Source organism: Peribacillus suis (assembly GCF_059384845.1).
On the sequence record NZ_CM182019.1, the window covers coordinates 1804909 to 1820068 of the forward strand.

The following is a 15160-nucleotide window of genomic DNA, read 5'->3' on the forward strand; positions in this document are numbered from 1 at the left end:
GAAACAGAGCGTTCTAACAAGAGGAAACAGGGTTCCTTTATTAAAGGGACCCAGTTCGAAGAAGTAATCGTATTTGTTAGATGAAAGGTTTCTTATCATTATTCGAAATCATTGTACGTATATCCAGGGAATTTGACCACTTCCCATTTCTTTTTCCTTAATGCGTCCAACACTTCAGATCCCACATTTAAATTACTTTCCACAATTTCTTTAGGAACCAATGCCATCCACTGTGTTAATGAAATATCGGCATATTTGGGGCTTTTGAATACTTCTAGGTACGTAAGCGTCTCGCTGCCTGTATTTTGGATATAATGTCCAAAGCAGAACGGCATGTACCCAACATCTCCTGCTCTTACATCAAACGTACGAGCTGTTCCATCAGCTGCATACCCGGTCATCCGTCCTTGGCCAGTTAGGAAGTATTGCCATTCATCATTATTCGGATGCCAGTGTAATTCCCTCATGGCTCCCGGTAAGACTTCGACAAGAGCTACAGATATATTTTCCGACACAGGGAAATTGGTGGAATCCGCAACACGGACTGATCCCCCTGGAGATGTAACAGGTTCTTGACCAAGGAGGCTATGCGTAAAATTCCGGGTACCGAAAGGATCTGGAATCGCTACTTGATCGATTGGACCGGGAACTTCCCCTTGATAAATGTACTTTTCCTGCTTCGGGATATCTTTAAATGCACTTTCCGGTACACCAAAATTAGCAGATAGAACTTCTTTAGGGGTATGGGTGAACCAATCTGAGATTGCGAAGGTGTCTAAATCCGAGAAAGCCCCGTTATCAAACACCAATAAAAACTCACACCCTTCCTCCAAACCTTGAATCGAGTGGGGGATGCCAGGTGGGAAATACCATAGGTCGCCAACGCCAACGTCTGCAATGAAGTTTTTCCCATTCTGGTCTACAGCGGTTATCCTCGCTCTGCCTGCAAGCATAAAACTCCATTCGACTTCTTTATGCCAATGCAGTTCCCTTACGCCACCTGGCGTTAAACGCATATTAACTCCTGCAAGTGTCGTGGCGACAGGCAATTCACGTATTGTAATCTGTCTTGACCATCCACCGTGCTTTAAAACCATATTCGTGTCGGAGAAGGAAAACCGTAAATTCGGAACAGTTCCCTCATCCGTCACCGGGGGCACAAGCATATCCGGATTTTCCAATGCTCGTAAAATATCACGTGGTCCGAGATCTGTTGCACCAGCACCGTCAGCTCGAATCGGTTCAGGTATTCTATCCGCATACACTGTAAAATCAATCGGCTTCGTCAATGATTTACCTCCTTAATCCATCCCGTTTAATTGAAATTAAACAGTACTACATGTATATTACTCACATTACTTTTCAATGCCAGTAAGAACAGGTTGCATTTGGAAGTTAATACTTATATGACGTTTTCTCCCTTTATATTTCGTTTGATTCTTATTGTGTTGGCCATTTTTGTTTTAACGAACTTATAAAAGTTTGAACGTTTTTCTTATCTTTCATAATAGGAGAGTAAACATAGGAAAGCGTACGTGGAAACGTCTCATTTTTCACCTGTAAGATAGAAAGGGTATGATGCTGTACATCTCTTTCTATGACACTACGGGACAGGAGAGAGAGGCCCATTCCATTTTTTATAAGTGTTTCTTTAATTCCTTGGTTACTACTGATGGTCAGGAGCGACTTGACTTTCAGCCCGTTTGAACGGATAAGGTGGTTCAGGTATTCACGGGTACCCGATCCTACTTCTCGAGTGACCCATGCCTGATTTTGCAGGTCGGATATCGTTAGATCTTTTTTATTAGCTAGTTCATGTTTGTTGGAGGAAACGATAAATAATTCATCTTGCATGAAGGAGTGCACGGAAAGCTCCTTTTCATTGGTCTGGCCTTCAATCAAGCCTATATCCACTTTGTATAACTGGACGGATTGAACGATTTCTTCCGTATTTCCTATCATGACTTGAAGCTCGAGTTCGGGATAGTCATTTTGCAGATCGATGAGTAAAGAGGGGAGTATATACTCGCCAATTGTAAAACTAGCACCAATCTTTAATTCTCCTTTTATCGTGTTGTGACGCTCCTCGATGTCTCGTCTCGTTTGTTCGTAAATCGTGATCATCTGCTTTGCCCGCTCGTATAAAATTTCTCCGGTTGGGGTGATTTTTATATATTTTGGCGATCGCAGAAGCAATTTTGTCTGAAACTCTTGTTCCAGTTTTTTTATATGTAAACTAACATTGGGCTGTGACATTAGAAGTCTATCGGCAGTTTTTGTGAAATTTTTGACTTCGACAAGGGTTACAAACGTTTTTAATGCATCGTAATACAAATATATCCCACCTAATCATTAGTATTCCTAATAGTTTAAATAACATATATATATTTTACTAATGATTTTACATCTGGTAAAGTTTAACTAGAAATATATAGAATTGAAAAAATGTCGTTTCATTATTGTTATGCTTGTATACTAGAATAAAGGGTTATGCGACTATAACAATAATTATTTGAATATTCGTTATACATAAAATGATAGTTATTATTCTTTTGCGAGGTGGAAATCGTTGCAACTTCAGGTAATGAACAGTCCGTTTAACCAAGAACAAGTAGAACTTCTTAATCGTCTTTTGCCAACTTTGACAGAAACGCAAAAAGTTTGGCTGAACGGTTATTTGTCTGCGACGCAGTCTTTTTCTGCGATAACAGAGGCACCATCACAAGAACTTCTTGTTAAACAACAAGAAAAGACAATATCAAAAGAAGTGACCATTCTCTACGGGTCCCAGACAGGCAATGCCCAAAGGATTGCGGAGAACGCGGCTAAGAAGTTAGAGGAAAAAGGCTTTCAAGTAGCCGTTTCCTCCATGAGTGATTTCAAGCCGAATCAGTTGAAGAAAGTCAAAAACCTTCTTATTGCAGTTAGTACACATGGTGAAGGTGACCCGCCGGATAATGCTTTGACGTTTCATGAATTTGTGAATGGAAGACGTGCACCGAAACTGGATGATCTCCATTTTTCCGTGTTGTCGCTTGGTGATAGCTCGTATGAGTTTTTCTGCCAAACGGGCAAGGACTTCGATGAGCGTTTGGAAGAGCTTGGTGGCAAAAGGCTTTATCCTCGCGTTGATTGCGATTTGGATTATGATGAACCTGCAACGGAGTGGCTAGAAGGTGTTATTGCGAGCTTAAGTGAGGCCGGGGAAGCGGCTATTGTTGCTCCTGCTGAGCAATCAGTTGTTGGTGAATCCGTATATTCAAGAAAAAATCCATTCAAAGCCGAAGTTCTGGAAAACTTGAATTTGAATGGCCGAGGTTCAAATAAAGAAACATGTCATCTGGAGTTGTCGCTAGAAGGCTCTGGACTCACATTTGAGCCTGGTGATAGTCTTGGTGTATATCCAGAAAATGATCCTGCTCTTGTAGACCTTATTCTTGAGGAGATCGAGTGGGAGCCTGAAGAAAAGGTGACCGTAAACAAACAGGGAGATGTTCTTTCGCTTAAAGAAGCACTCAGCTCCCATTTGGAGATAACTGTTTTGACTAAATCGCTTCTTGAACAGGCGGCACAGCTTTCAAGCAATGAAAAATTACGGGAGCTAGTGTCACCAGGAAATGAAGAAAAACTAAAAGCCTACCGTCAAGGAAGAGATTTGCTTGATTTAATCCGCGACTTTGGTCAATGGGGGGAATCGGCACAGGAGTTCGTCTCCACTCTTCGGAAAATGCCGGCCCGTCTTTATTCGATTGCGAGCTCTTTATCCGCGAATCCAGATGAAGTCCATTTAACAATCGGAACAGTGCGGTACAATACGTATGGACGTGAACGAAATGGAGTTTGTTCTATATTATGTGCGGAACGGTTACAACCAGGTGACACCTTGCCAATCTACATTCAATCTAACCAAAATTTCAAGCTGCCGAGTAATCCAGACACCCCAATCATTATGGTAGGACCAGGTACAGGTGTTGCTCCATTCCGTTCGTTTATGCAAGAACGTGAGGAAGCGGGAATACAAGGTAAATCGTGGATGTTTTTCGGGGATCAGCATTTCGTAACGGATTTCCTTTATCAGACCGAATGGCAAAAGTGGCTGAAATCAGGTGTGTTATCTAAGATGGATGTTGCGTTTTCGCGTGACACCGACGAAAAAGTATATGTACAGAACCGCATGCTTGAACATAGTGGCGAGCTATTCAATTGGTTGCAAGAGGGTGCTGCTGTTTATATTTGCGGTGATGAGAAAAATATGGCACATGATGTCCATGAAACCCTTATAGGAATTATCCAAAAAGAAGGCAGCATGAGCCATGAGGAAGCGGTAAGCTATCTTAGCAACATGCAAAAAGAAAAACGCTATCAGCGAGATGTATACTGATTTCGGATGGAAAGGAGATAAAATAATATGGTGGATCCTTTATTAAAATCAATACTAAAAGCACCAGACGGCCCGCCTAGTGACGTCGAGGAGATAAAAGAAAGAAGTAATTACTTGCGTGGAACGCTCATGGAAGTGATGCAAGACCGAATAAGTGCCGGTATTCCCGATGATGATAATCGTTTGATGAAGCATCACGGCAGTTACTTGCAGGATGATCGAGATCTTCGAAATGAACGACAAAAACAAAAGCTTGAACCAGCTTATCAATTCATGCTCCGTGTACGCATGCCTGGAGGTGTGGCCCAGCCAGCTCAGTGGCTTGTCATGGATGAACTTGCCCAAAAATATGGAAACGGCACGTTAAAGCTGACAACACGTGAGACGTTTCAAATGCATGGCATTTTAAAATGGAATATGAAAAAGACGATACAGGATATTCATGCGTCCATGCTTGATACGATTGCAGCATGCGGTGATGTGAACCGAAACGTCATGTGCAACTCAAATCCCTATCAATCAGAGATACATACGGAAGTATATGAATGGTCAAAAAGGTTGAGTGACTACCTATTGCCTCGAACAAGAGCCTATCATGAAATTTGGCTTGATGAAGAGAAAGTGGTCGGGACACCGGAAGTAGAAGAAGTGGAACCGATGTATGGACCGCTCTATTTACCACGGAAGTTCAAAATTGGTATCGCTGTTCCGCCGTCGAATGATATCGATGTATATTCACAAGATTTAGGCTTCATTGCAATCGTTGAAGATGCTAAACTTGTAGGATTCAATGTAGCGATAGGCGGGGGCATGGGCATGACCCATGGCGACACTGCGACATATCCTCAGCTTGCCAAGGTAATCGGCTTTTGTACACCAGACCAAATTTTGGATGTGGCGGAAAAGGTCATTACGATTCAACGGGATTATGGGAACCGTTCCATCCGAAAAAATGCCCGCTTCAAGTATACGGTTGATCGACTTGGGGTTGAAACGGTCAAGGCTGAACTGGAAAACCGACTTGGCTGGAACCTGGCTGAAGCGAAGGAATACCATTTCGATCATAATGGGGACCGCTATGGCTGGGTGAAAGGCGTGCAAGGCAAGTGGCATTATACCCTGTTTGTCCAAAGTGGTCGTATTGCCGATTTTGATGATTACAAGCTGATGACCGGCTTGCGTGAAATCGCGAAAGTCCATACAGGGGATATCCGGTTAACAGCCAATCAAAATTTGATTATTGCCAACGTCTCTAGTCAAAAAAAGAAAGAAATCAATGAACTTATGGAACAATACGGTTTGACGGATGGCAAGCATTATTCAGCACTCCGTCGCAGCTCACTTGCATGCGTCGCTCTTCCCACATGCGGATTGGCGATGGCGGAAGCTGAGCGTTATTTACCGGATTTACTTGAGAAAATCGAGAGCATTGTTGATGAAAATGGTCTGCGGGATAAAGAGATTACCATCCGTATGACGGGCTGTCCTAACAGTTGTGCCCGTCCAGCCCTCGCAGAAATAGGCTTTATCGGGAAAGCCCCCGGCAAATACAATATGTATCTCGGAGCGGCCTTTGATGGCAGCCGACTCAGTAAAATGTATCGCGAAAATATTGGAGAAGAAGAAATATTAAGCGAATTGCGTGTACTGCTTTCACGTTATGCAAAAGAACGACAAGAAGGCGAACACTTTGGAAACTTCGTCGTCCGCACTGGTGTCATTAAAGCAACAACAGACGGTATGAATTTTCATGCATAATCATATATGTATTTGAGACAGGACTTGTGCCTGTCTCTTTTTTTGTATTTGTCGAAAAACCGATTGTTGAACAATAGGCATTTGAACTTGGTTCTCAATAAGCCCAATCATAAGGCGGTTAAAAAATTGAAATGGGTAAAGGTAGCGTTGAGTAGTTCGATTTTTATTGTAAAACTTTCCTTCCTCCGTATCTTGATAGAATTGGTATTTCTTATTTTGACTTCTGTGTTTATCTTTGTAGTTAGGGAATCGACCTTATATAAATATATTAAACGTACCTCCATAATTGATTGAATAATCCAAGATGAATTAAATTGGCTTTTTTGATTGGTGGCATAACTCAAAAGATTTGACCACTTTTAGCTAGTGTAGTAATATCAAGGTATTGTTAGGTGTCATAATATAGGGTCATAAATAAAGCGTAAAAAGGGGAAGAAAAACATGAAATATGGGTATGCAAGGGTAAGTACAGTCAGCCAGGATTTAGAAGCGCAGCTTCGGGCATTAGAAAAAGAAGGGTGTGAAAAAATCTATTCCGAGAAGTTCACAGGCACTAAATCCGATCGTCCGCAATTCCAAGAATTACTTTCTCTGCTGCAAGCTGGGGATACTCTGGTCGTTACCAAGCTAGACCGTTTTGCAAGATCAACGGTAGATGCTCTTAAGACCATAAAAAGTTTGTTTGAAAAAGGTGTCAAGGTACATATTTTAAATATGGGTCTAGTTGAGAACACCCCTACAGGAAAACTAATATTTAGCGTAATGAGTGCCTTTGCAGAATTTGAAAGAGATATGATTGTAGAGCGAACTCAAGAAGGGAAAGCAATTGCGAAATTGCGTGAGGATTTTAGAGAAGGCAGGCCTAAGAAATTTAGTAAACAACAGATAGAACATGCTCTACAGTTATTAGAGTCTAATTCCTATAAACAAGTAGAAAATATGACTGGCATTTCTAAAAGTACTCTTATAAGAGCTAAAAGAAAACAGAAGGCCCCTACTTAAATAATCGATATTTTGATTGAATACCTTGGTAGAGAATAAAGAAGGTTCTCTAAAAGTTGAATGACAACAAAAATCGAGGTAGATATTTTGCTGTCATGGTATGGATGATATTACACAACTTAAATCAAGCTTCCTTGGTACATTCCTTTTGTTAAAAGATATTAAAATGATTCCTTGTATAATAGAAGAAACTCGTCATAAGATTGAATTAGCTTTTTGGTATCTCATATTAGGATGCTTGAAATTCTTGTTTCATTTATCCGAACCATATAATTCCTTTATAAGTTATACCAACTTTAATAAAGTAAGGGGAGTTTATACAGAAAATACATTTTACTTTATCTTTAAAATTCGAATTTTCTTAAGTTTAATAAATTGTATTAGATAGTGATTATAGAGGCGATATGCAATAGTCAGTGTTAGGCAATTATTTATAATGGTATAATGTGGATATAAAGTAAATTAGATAGGGGTGTTTAAATGATCAATAAATTGAAAATAAAAAATTATAAATCTTATATAGATTTTGAATTAAATTTACACCCAGACCTGAATATTATTATCGGAGACAATGAGGCAGGGAAATCAACATTGCTAGAAGCGATTAATTTAGTATTAACAGGGCAATTGAATAATAGATTACTTCAAAATGAATTAAGTCCATATTTATTTAATATAGACACTGTAAAAAAGTATTTACAGAATTTAGCCACTAATGCCCAAGTTGAATTACCTAAAATAATCATTGAAGTATATTTTGATAATCCAAATAACGTATATAGCGAGTTGAAGGGAACAAATAATTTATTAAGAATTGATTCTCCGGGAGCTTCTATAAGTATTGAATTTGATTCGACATATCAAGCTGAATATGAAGCTTATATTCAAGACATTAGTACAATTAAAACATTACCGATTGAATATTACAAGGTCGTTTGGCGATCTTTCGGGGGTAATAGTTTAACTTCTAGAAGTATACCAGCTAGATCCACATTAATAGATACCTCTACTTCAAAATATCAAAACGGAACAGATATATACCTGCATAAAATTTTAAATGATTCCTTAGAGCCCTCACAGCGCACAGAATTAGCAGTTCATTATAGAAAACTCAAAGAAACTTTTTCAGAAAATCTATCGATAACAACAATAAATGAAAGTATAAATGAAAAGAAAGGTGATATTACTGATAAAAATTTAAACGTATCGGTTGATATTTCTAGCAAATCTAACTGGGATAAGATTATCACTGCTTATTTGGATGAAGTTCCATTCGAATACATAGGTAAAGGTGAACAAAATGCTATAAAAATGAAATTGGCGTTAGAATCTAGTTCAGAAATGGAAGCAGTGGTATTAATTGAAGAGCCAGAAAACCACTTATCGTTATCAAACTTAAATAAATTACTAAATATTATTAAGACTAAGAACGAGAATAAGCAATTAATAATTACAACGCATAGTAGCTTTATTTTAAATAAGTTAGACATTGGAAAAATGTTATTACTTTCAAACGACAAAGTTATAACGACATTCAATGAACTTGATAGAGAAACTAGAGATTTTTTTATGAAGTTACCTGGATATGATACTTTACGTTTAGTTCTAAGTCGAAAAGTTATTTTAGTAGAGGGACCATCAGATGATTTGATTGTACAAAGAGCTTATAAGAATAAGTATGGAAAATTACCTTTAGAAGATGGTGTAGATATTTTTTGTGTAGATGCCTTATCTTTTAAACGCTTTACAGAGATATCTGTTAACCTTCAAAAGGAAATTATCATAATTACAGATAATGATGGAGATATTCAGTCCAATATCACCGAAAAATATGAAGCATATTTGCATAATCCTTTTGTGAAAATATTTTATGGGGACGATGAATCTTTAAATACTCTTGAACCAAATATTATTAAAGCTAACGAAAGTAACTTGGATTTATTAAAAGAAATCTTTAACCATCCTAAGTTTAGTGATGATAGGTTACTAAGTTATATGTTGAATAATAAAACAAGTTGCGCACTTAAAATATTTGAAGCAGATAAAAATATTAATATGCCGAGGTATATACTAGATGCAATCGAAAAATAAAGTTATTGTTGCAGCTGCCGGATCTGGAAAAACAACTTATATAGTAAATAAAGCATTGGAAAACGCGCCTAGTAAAACTTTAATAGTTACATTCGCAAATAAGAATCGTGAAGAAATTGAGAAGAAGATTATCTCTCTTCATGGATATATACCAAGTTATATTGTTGTGAAAAGCTGGTACTCATTTTTGTTAGCAGATTTAATAAGGCCATATCAAAATGTTATTTATGAAGAACGAATAGAAGGAGTATATTTCCCCGCTAGTCCTATTAATAGATATGTTTCAAAAACTAATATTAAAGCGTTTTTTTTAAATACTAAGAATGAGGTTAATAAAGATAGAGTTTCCGAATTAGCGGAGTTAATTGCTCATAAAAGTGAGTATAAGAATATTACTCGTTTAAGTGAATTATACGATTATATTTTTATAGATGAAGTACAAGATATGGCTGGTTATGATTTGGAAATATTTAATTTTTTAATGTATTCCCCGATTAATACATTATTCGTAGGAGATGCAAGACAATCTACTTATACAACTAATAATACAACCAAGAATAAAAAGTATAGAGGGATAAATATTATTAATTACTTTATGGAACGACAGGATATTTGCTCAGTGGATCAGAGCTTGAATATAAGCCATAGATGTAACCAAATGATATGTGATTTTGCTGATAATTTATTCGCTGAAATGTCTAGAACAGTTTCTAAAAATCAAACATATACGGGACACGATGGGGTATTTATTATTCATCCTAACGATATTGAAGAATATATAAAAATATATCATCCACAATGTCTGAGTTATAATTCACAAACTTCCTTGCCTAACGCGATTAATTTTGGTGATTCAAAGGGACTAACATTTGATAGAGTGTTGATAAAGCCTACAAGTGATATGGAAAAATATATAAAAAGTGGCATACTTAATCTTAAGGAAATTACTTTATCTAAGTTTTATGTTGCTATAACTAGAGCAAGGTATAGTGTGGCGATTATTAGTAAAACCAAAAACATCGAAGTAAATGGTGTTTTCTACTATGCACCAAAAGAAACAATGAAGTAGTTATTAATAGGGAAAAACGATATTTATGAAAAATCTATAATAAGTCAAAACAAAGATTATTGTTAATGAATGGAGAATGGTTTTGGGAAAAACATCTATAGGGAAAATTTTAGAAGAACTTAGAGAAAATCAAAAACTACATAATTATGCTCCAAGAACATTAAATGATTATTATGTAAAATTAATTACAAGAGGGGCTACTAATAAAAAAGAAATAAATGAGATAAAAAAGCAGTATAAGAATAAAAATGGTCATTTCGAAATTGATGAGTACTTAAAGCCTTTTTTTAGTGCTATATTTCAAGGGTACGATAGTGGATTGGCGTTTTATACTAAGATTATTGTAAAGCCAAAAGATTTGACTTATCAGGAAATTCAAGAATCTAATGAAGCTGCAATAAAAGTGTTTAATGAAGAATGCATCGATGAAGAGCATATTCAGTCGATGATTTTAAAGTTTGATGAATTTGCAGATGTATCGATAAATATACTCTTTGAAAACATTAATCGTTATTTGCATGCTATTGTATTGAATACATACGAGTTAGATTATTTTAATCGAGTAAGTATTTTAAAAAGTGTAGAAGATATTTTCAAAAAGAATATTTTCCCTAATTCCATACAATCAATCTTGTTAAATAGTTTAGGATATGAATTAATAAAGATGGGTGCTTCTCCAGAAGAAATTGAAAAAGAATTTTCTAAAGTGGTTAAAAAACCAGTCGTATAAAGGCCGCGCAAAAAAAGGCTACAAAGCTGCTTCGCACTCCTCTAATTGATGCTGTATCATCGTAATTAGTAAAGGGCGTACTTTTACTTAATTATATTTATGGAGGAATCAGTAATGAAAAAATGTATAGTATGTTGTAATGAAGAGGGGTTAAACCCTATTTTCCAACGAGGTACATCGTGTGGTAATGAAGAAGATTATTCTGGTGATTTCATTTGTGAGGAATGTTTAGATGATAGTTTCTCTTATGACGTATGTGCCTTTTGTGAAGAAGGAGTATATTTGATTAAAGATCTAAAAGATAACTGTTGTGAAGAGCATAATGACGAGCTTCCAAAAATTCATGAAGATTCAGAGGATGATGAATCAGGATGGAGTAGTTTGGCAGAACATTTTAGAGATCCAAATCATTGGTGAAGTAAGATATATATATAAGGTAATTCTACTACATCTTTAATTGATATTTGAACCATCCTCCACACTCACCACAAATTGAGTGTGGAACATTTTACTCTTACCTTTGAGTAGCTGCATGTACATATATAATGTATATTTACATGTTTACATAATACAGGTTATAAACACTCACCAAGAATAAGGTGCTGTTCCAGGTGTCATGAAAATGACTTTTGGGACAGCACCTTTATAATAATACAATTTTTTCTTTAGAACCATTGGTAATGTAGTGAAGAGAAGAGAAGAGAAGAGAAGAGAAGGTTACTGCAACCGCCAAGTAGAAATGAACACTTGCTTACCTAAAAATACTGAATAAGAATGAACACTATTTTCAGTAATGCCGTGTCCTTTATTTGGAGAGGCGGGCATGATAGCCTATTTTGGCTGAGCCAGATAAACTTTTGGTGCATCTGGCTTCATGCTGATCATCTTGCCCGTAGAGGCTCCATGTTAAGTGATAATGTGCATGTTCTAATTTCCAGTAAATTTTTCATCTCAAATCAGCAAAAAGTGTTCAAATTTATCTGACAGTTACAGTTAGTTCTCTTGCATAGACATTAGTATGGCTATTATGACGATGCTTTTTGCAACCACCTCTGTATATTTACAGAAAAAGATACTCGGTTGAAGTTTTAAAAATAGTTATATCATGAACTAATTTATCATCACAAAAGAGCATCCATGCTCTTTTGTGATGATGCTAATTGTTAACTAATGCTAGTTCTTCAAAAGCTTTAATAGCTGCCTCGGCAACTTGAATGTCATTTGGTACGCTACTGCCACTTACGCCGACAGCACCAATGACTTTTCCATCTTTAACGAGTGGGATTCCTCCACCAAAAACGACTATTCTTCCATTATTGGTTGTATTTAAGCCAAATAGTTCAGCATTAGGCGTAGTGGCATTAGCTAATGCTGATGTTGGCATTTTTAATGCTACAGAAGTCCAAGCTTTGTTTTGAGCTATACTTATACTGGCTAGCCAAGCGTCATCCATACGATGAACAGCAAGTAAATTTCCACCTTCATCTACAATAGAGATTACCATAGATAGATTAAGGTTATTTGCTTTTTGTTCTGCTGCGGCAATTAAATGCTTTGCTAATTTTAAATTTAATTTATTCATGAGAATCCTCCTATTAATTCTTAAAATACAATGGATTGTTACACTAGTTCTTGATCAATCTTAAGGATGCTTTGTAACATTAGGTTACCGGCTTTTTCAATGTCATCAGCATGACTATATTCTTCTGGACAATGACTTTTTCCATCAATACTTTTAACGAAAATCATGACTGACTTTGCAATTGCTGACATATGTGCAGCATCATGTACGGCCATGCTCGAGAAAGTCATATATGGTTCAGACATTTCCTGTGCTGTTTTCTGGAGAATCTTAACAAGGTCGTAATCTAAAACAACGGGTTTTTGATTCAGGAAAACTTCCTGATAAACTTTTACTTTTCTTTTTTTAGCGATGGATTGCCAAATCTCTTGAATTGTTTTTATTGCTTTCTCTATTTGTTCTTCTGAACTTCCTCTTATTTCAAAGATAAAGTTAACTATTCCAGGGATAATGTTCGCTGTATTTGGAAATACATTCAATGTTCCGACTGTTCCGACTACACCATTGTCAATGTTATTACAATAACGTTCAATTGAAAGAATCATTTCTGCTGTAGCTGTTAGTGCATCTTTCCGATCTTCCATCATTGTTGTTCCAGAGTGATTGGATTCTCCAATCACTTTTACCTTACTTCGATACGTCCCAACCACTTTATCTATTACTGCCACGGCCATGTTGTTTCTTTCTAATCTCTTACCTTGTTCGATATGAAGTTCAATAAAAACCTTTTTACTTCTTCGCATTTCCTCCATTTTTGCAAATTGATTAAGATTCCCGCCAACTTTTTTAAGTTCCGAATGAAGTGAATTTCCTTTTGTGTCATAGATATTCTGTAATTTGTCAGCTGTTAAGCTCCCCACAAATGATCGACTACCAAAAGTGGATAGATTAAAATCGTTTGTTTCTTCTGCAGTAAAAGAGACAATTTCAACATCATGATTAAGCGTAATATTATGGTCAATCAATGTTTGTATTATTTCTTTTGCCATAAGAACACCTAAGGGTCCATCATATTCCCCTCCATTGGGAACAGAATCTAAATGGGAGCCGATAACAATGCTGCCTTTTTTCTTTTGATTTCCTTTTTTTATTCCCCATATATTGGCGGCACCATCTATGTTTACTTCTAATCCAATACTTTCCAATTCTTGGATAAATAAAGTTCGTACATCTTGGTCAGCTATAGAGAAACTAGGTCGTGTCACACCACCTTGAAGGTTTTTTCCATATTGTGCATATTTATGGATGTCAGACAATAATCTATTACTATTTATCTGAACATCTACTTTGTTTGTTAAATTCCTCAAGTGTTTCACCTGCAATTCTCCTAATCTATTTATCACCTATTACACCGTAGGAAGGGGCTTGTTCTGGTTGGATTGCTCTTGTTTTATAGTCTTCGGCTTGATGTTTATAAATATCCCATAGCTTTTTTAAATCTTTAAGAGGATGGTCGCTGTCATCGACACGTAAATCTATATAAGCAAAAGGGATATCCGGTAGATAAACAAGAAGGGAGATGGAGCGTTCTTGATCTAACTCACCCCCCATGTCAAAACCAACTTCGAGTGATGCTATTAAGCGATCGGCTAGAGAAAGATCTGTCCTTTTTATAAAGTAATTCCCCATCGCTGTTGGTATTACCGCAACACTTAAAAGATTTCCAATACATGCTACGTTTTTTGCATAAAATTCTCCGTGAATCCCGAGGGCTTTTTCACCAGTAAACACACTAGCTTCGCCATTAGAGTCTACGACAGCTAGTTGTCTAAACTCTGGAAAATCTGAGGCAATTTTCATTGTTCGAATTGCGGCATGTGCATTATAACCTTGCTCTAAAGTAGAAAGTCCAATGTCTGCTAGACGAGGGTCTGTTACATTTTGGGTTAGGACTATTCCTACATTCGATTTAATCCACGGACATCTGGCTCCAACAGCTGGACTACTTGAGGTAACGATAGCGCCTAAAGCGTTTGTAGACTCGCAACGTCCTGCAATTGAAAATGTGCTGGTTATTTTCATGGGAAATCCTCCTTCCAATAGAAGCAAAAAATGATTACTTCTCTTTTATTCGTAAGTTCTATAAAATTTTACTATTTTACTATTCTTGATCGCTAATTACGGCTTCAACATCAATTTCTACCAACATTTCTGGAAGTGCTAGACCTTGAACGACAAGGCCAGTACTAACTGGATACACACCTTTAAAGTGTTTGGCAATCACACTGTATACTTCTTTTCGATAAGAACGATCTGTTACATAGGTAGTTAGTTTACAAACATCTTCCATCTTTCCGCCAGCTTCTTCAAGAAGCTGCTTTATACAACGGCAGGCGTTTTCTGTTTGTTCTACAACATCATTTTCTCCATGGAAATTACCTTCTAAATCAAAAGCTGTTTGACCTCTCATATAAATATGATTTCCAGCACGGACGACCATACTAAATTCATTTGTTACATGGTGAGATTCTTCACCCATGTTGGAAGGATAAAATTTATTTGTCTCGAATTTATGGTATCGTTTAATTTCCATTTGATATTCTCCTT

Annotated in this window: 13 protein-coding genes; 7 read left to right on the forward strand and 6 right to left on the reverse strand. The window is 36.7% G+C overall.

The features are described from left to right. Positions 1 to 98: 98 nt before the first annotated feature. Together AC503W_RS08855 and AC503W_RS08860 are read right to left on the reverse strand one after the other, a co-directional pair. Positions 99 to 1289, reverse strand: coding sequence for an oxalate decarboxylase family bicupin (locus AC503W_RS08855; protein ID WP_494916918.1), 1191 nt, complete (start codon positions 1287 to 1289; stop codon positions 99 to 101). Between the two features lie 151 nt (positions 1290 to 1440). Further along, entirely contained in the window at positions 1441 to 2334 is an 894-nt protein-coding gene (locus AC503W_RS08860; protein ID WP_402872517.1) for a LysR family transcriptional regulator, read from the reverse strand. A gap of 235 nt (positions 2335 to 2569) precedes the next feature. Here AC503W_RS08860 and AC503W_RS08865 point away from each other — a divergent pair, with 235 nt between their 5' ends. The 7 genes from AC503W_RS08865 to AC503W_RS08895 all read left to right on the forward strand — a co-directional run bounded on the left by AC503W_RS08865 (position 2570) and on the right by AC503W_RS08895 (position 11448). Next, positions 2570 to 4381 carry an assimilatory sulfite reductase (NADPH) flavoprotein subunit gene (locus tag AC503W_RS08865; protein WP_494916920.1) on the forward strand — a complete coding sequence of 604 codons (1812 nt, stop codon included), beginning with the start codon at positions 2570 to 2572 and terminating at the stop codon, positions 4379 to 4381. 27 nt (positions 4382 to 4408) lie between these two features. After that, positions 4409 to 6139, forward strand: a complete 1731-nt coding sequence (gene cysI, locus AC503W_RS08870) for an assimilatory sulfite reductase (NADPH) hemoprotein subunit (RefSeq protein ID WP_494916922.1) — start codon at positions 4409 to 4411, stop codon at positions 6137 to 6139. A gap of 441 nt (positions 6140 to 6580) precedes the next feature. Continuing rightward, a complete protein-coding gene (locus tag AC503W_RS08875) occupies positions 6581 to 7141 on the forward strand; it encodes a recombinase family protein (RefSeq protein ID WP_494916924.1) in 561 nt (186 codons plus the stop codon). Between the two features lie 480 nt (positions 7142 to 7621). Then, a complete protein-coding gene (locus tag AC503W_RS08880; protein ID WP_494916926.1) occupies positions 7622 to 9232 on the forward strand; it encodes an ATP-dependent nuclease in 1611 nt (536 codons plus the stop codon). Continuing rightward, positions 9216 to 10301 (forward strand): UvrD-helicase domain-containing protein, encoded by a 1086-nt coding sequence (locus AC503W_RS08885; protein WP_494916928.1) that lies wholly within the window; start codon positions 9216 to 9218, stop codon positions 10299 to 10301. Before AC503W_RS08880 ends, AC503W_RS08885 begins: the two co-directional genes overlap by 17 nt. Positions 10302 to 10383: 82 nt before the next feature. Further along, positions 10384 to 11031, forward strand: a complete 648-nt coding sequence (locus tag AC503W_RS08890) for a hypothetical protein (RefSeq protein WP_494916930.1) — start codon at positions 10384 to 10386, stop codon at positions 11029 to 11031. 114 nt (positions 11032 to 11145) lie between these two features. Next, complete coding sequence (locus AC503W_RS08895) at positions 11146 to 11448, forward strand: hypothetical protein (RefSeq protein ID WP_494916931.1); 303 nt, start codon at positions 11146 to 11148, stop codon at positions 11446 to 11448. 739 nt (positions 11449 to 12187) lie between these two features. On the opposite strand, the gene AC503W_RS08900 is transcribed toward AC503W_RS08895, so the two are convergent. From AC503W_RS08900 to AC503W_RS08915, 4 genes are all read right to left on the reverse strand, one after another. Then, complete coding sequence (locus AC503W_RS08900) at positions 12188 to 12613, reverse strand: GlcG/HbpS family heme-binding protein (protein WP_494916933.1); 426 nt, start codon at positions 12611 to 12613, stop codon at positions 12188 to 12190. A gap of 38 nt (positions 12614 to 12651) precedes the next feature. Further along, positions 12652 to 13929: a Zn-dependent hydrolase gene (locus AC503W_RS08905; protein ID WP_494916934.1), complete on the reverse strand. Its 1278-nt coding sequence runs from the start codon at positions 13927 to 13929 to the stop codon at positions 12652 to 12654. Positions 13930 to 13945: 16 nt separating this feature from the next. Beyond that, positions 13946 to 14635 (reverse strand): DUF1028 domain-containing protein, encoded by a 690-nt coding sequence (locus AC503W_RS08910; RefSeq protein WP_402989583.1) that lies wholly within the window; start codon positions 14633 to 14635, stop codon positions 13946 to 13948. Between the two features lie 79 nt (positions 14636 to 14714). Beyond that, complete coding sequence (locus tag AC503W_RS08915; protein ID WP_494916936.1) at positions 14715 to 15146, reverse strand: RidA family protein; 432 nt, start codon at positions 15144 to 15146, stop codon at positions 14715 to 14717. Between the last annotated feature and the right edge of the window lie 14 nt (positions 15147 to 15160).

Excerpts from the sequence above, each read along its gene's own strand:
- cysI (WP_494916922.1), top strand. The coding sequence starts at position 4,409 with ATGGTGGATCCTTTATTAAAATCAATACTAAAAGCACCAGACGGCCCG.
- AC503W_RS08875 (WP_494916924.1), top strand. The coding sequence starts at position 6,581 with ATGAAATATGGGTATGCAAGGGTAAGTACAGTCAGCCAGGATTTAGAA.
- AC503W_RS08880 (WP_494916926.1), top strand. The coding sequence starts at position 7,622 with ATGATCAATAAATTGAAAATAAAAAATTATAAATCTTATATAGATTTT.
- AC503W_RS08885 (WP_494916928.1), top strand. The coding sequence starts at position 9,216 with ATGCAATCGAAAAATAAAGTTATTGTTGCAGCTGCCGGATCTGGAAAA.
- AC503W_RS08895 (WP_494916931.1), top strand. The coding sequence starts at position 11,146 with ATGAAAAAATGTATAGTATGTTGTAATGAAGAGGGGTTAAACCCTATT.
- AC503W_RS08900 (WP_494916933.1), bottom strand. The coding sequence starts at position 12,613 with ATGAATAAATTAAATTTAAAATTAGCAAAGCATTTAATTGCCGCAGCA.
- AC503W_RS08910 (WP_402989583.1), bottom strand. The coding sequence starts at position 14,635 with ATGAAAATAACCAGCACATTTTCAATTGCAGGACGTTGCGAGTCTACA.
- AC503W_RS08915 (WP_494916936.1), bottom strand. The coding sequence starts at position 15,146 with ATGGAAATTAAACGATACCATAAATTCGAGACAAATAAATTTTATCCT.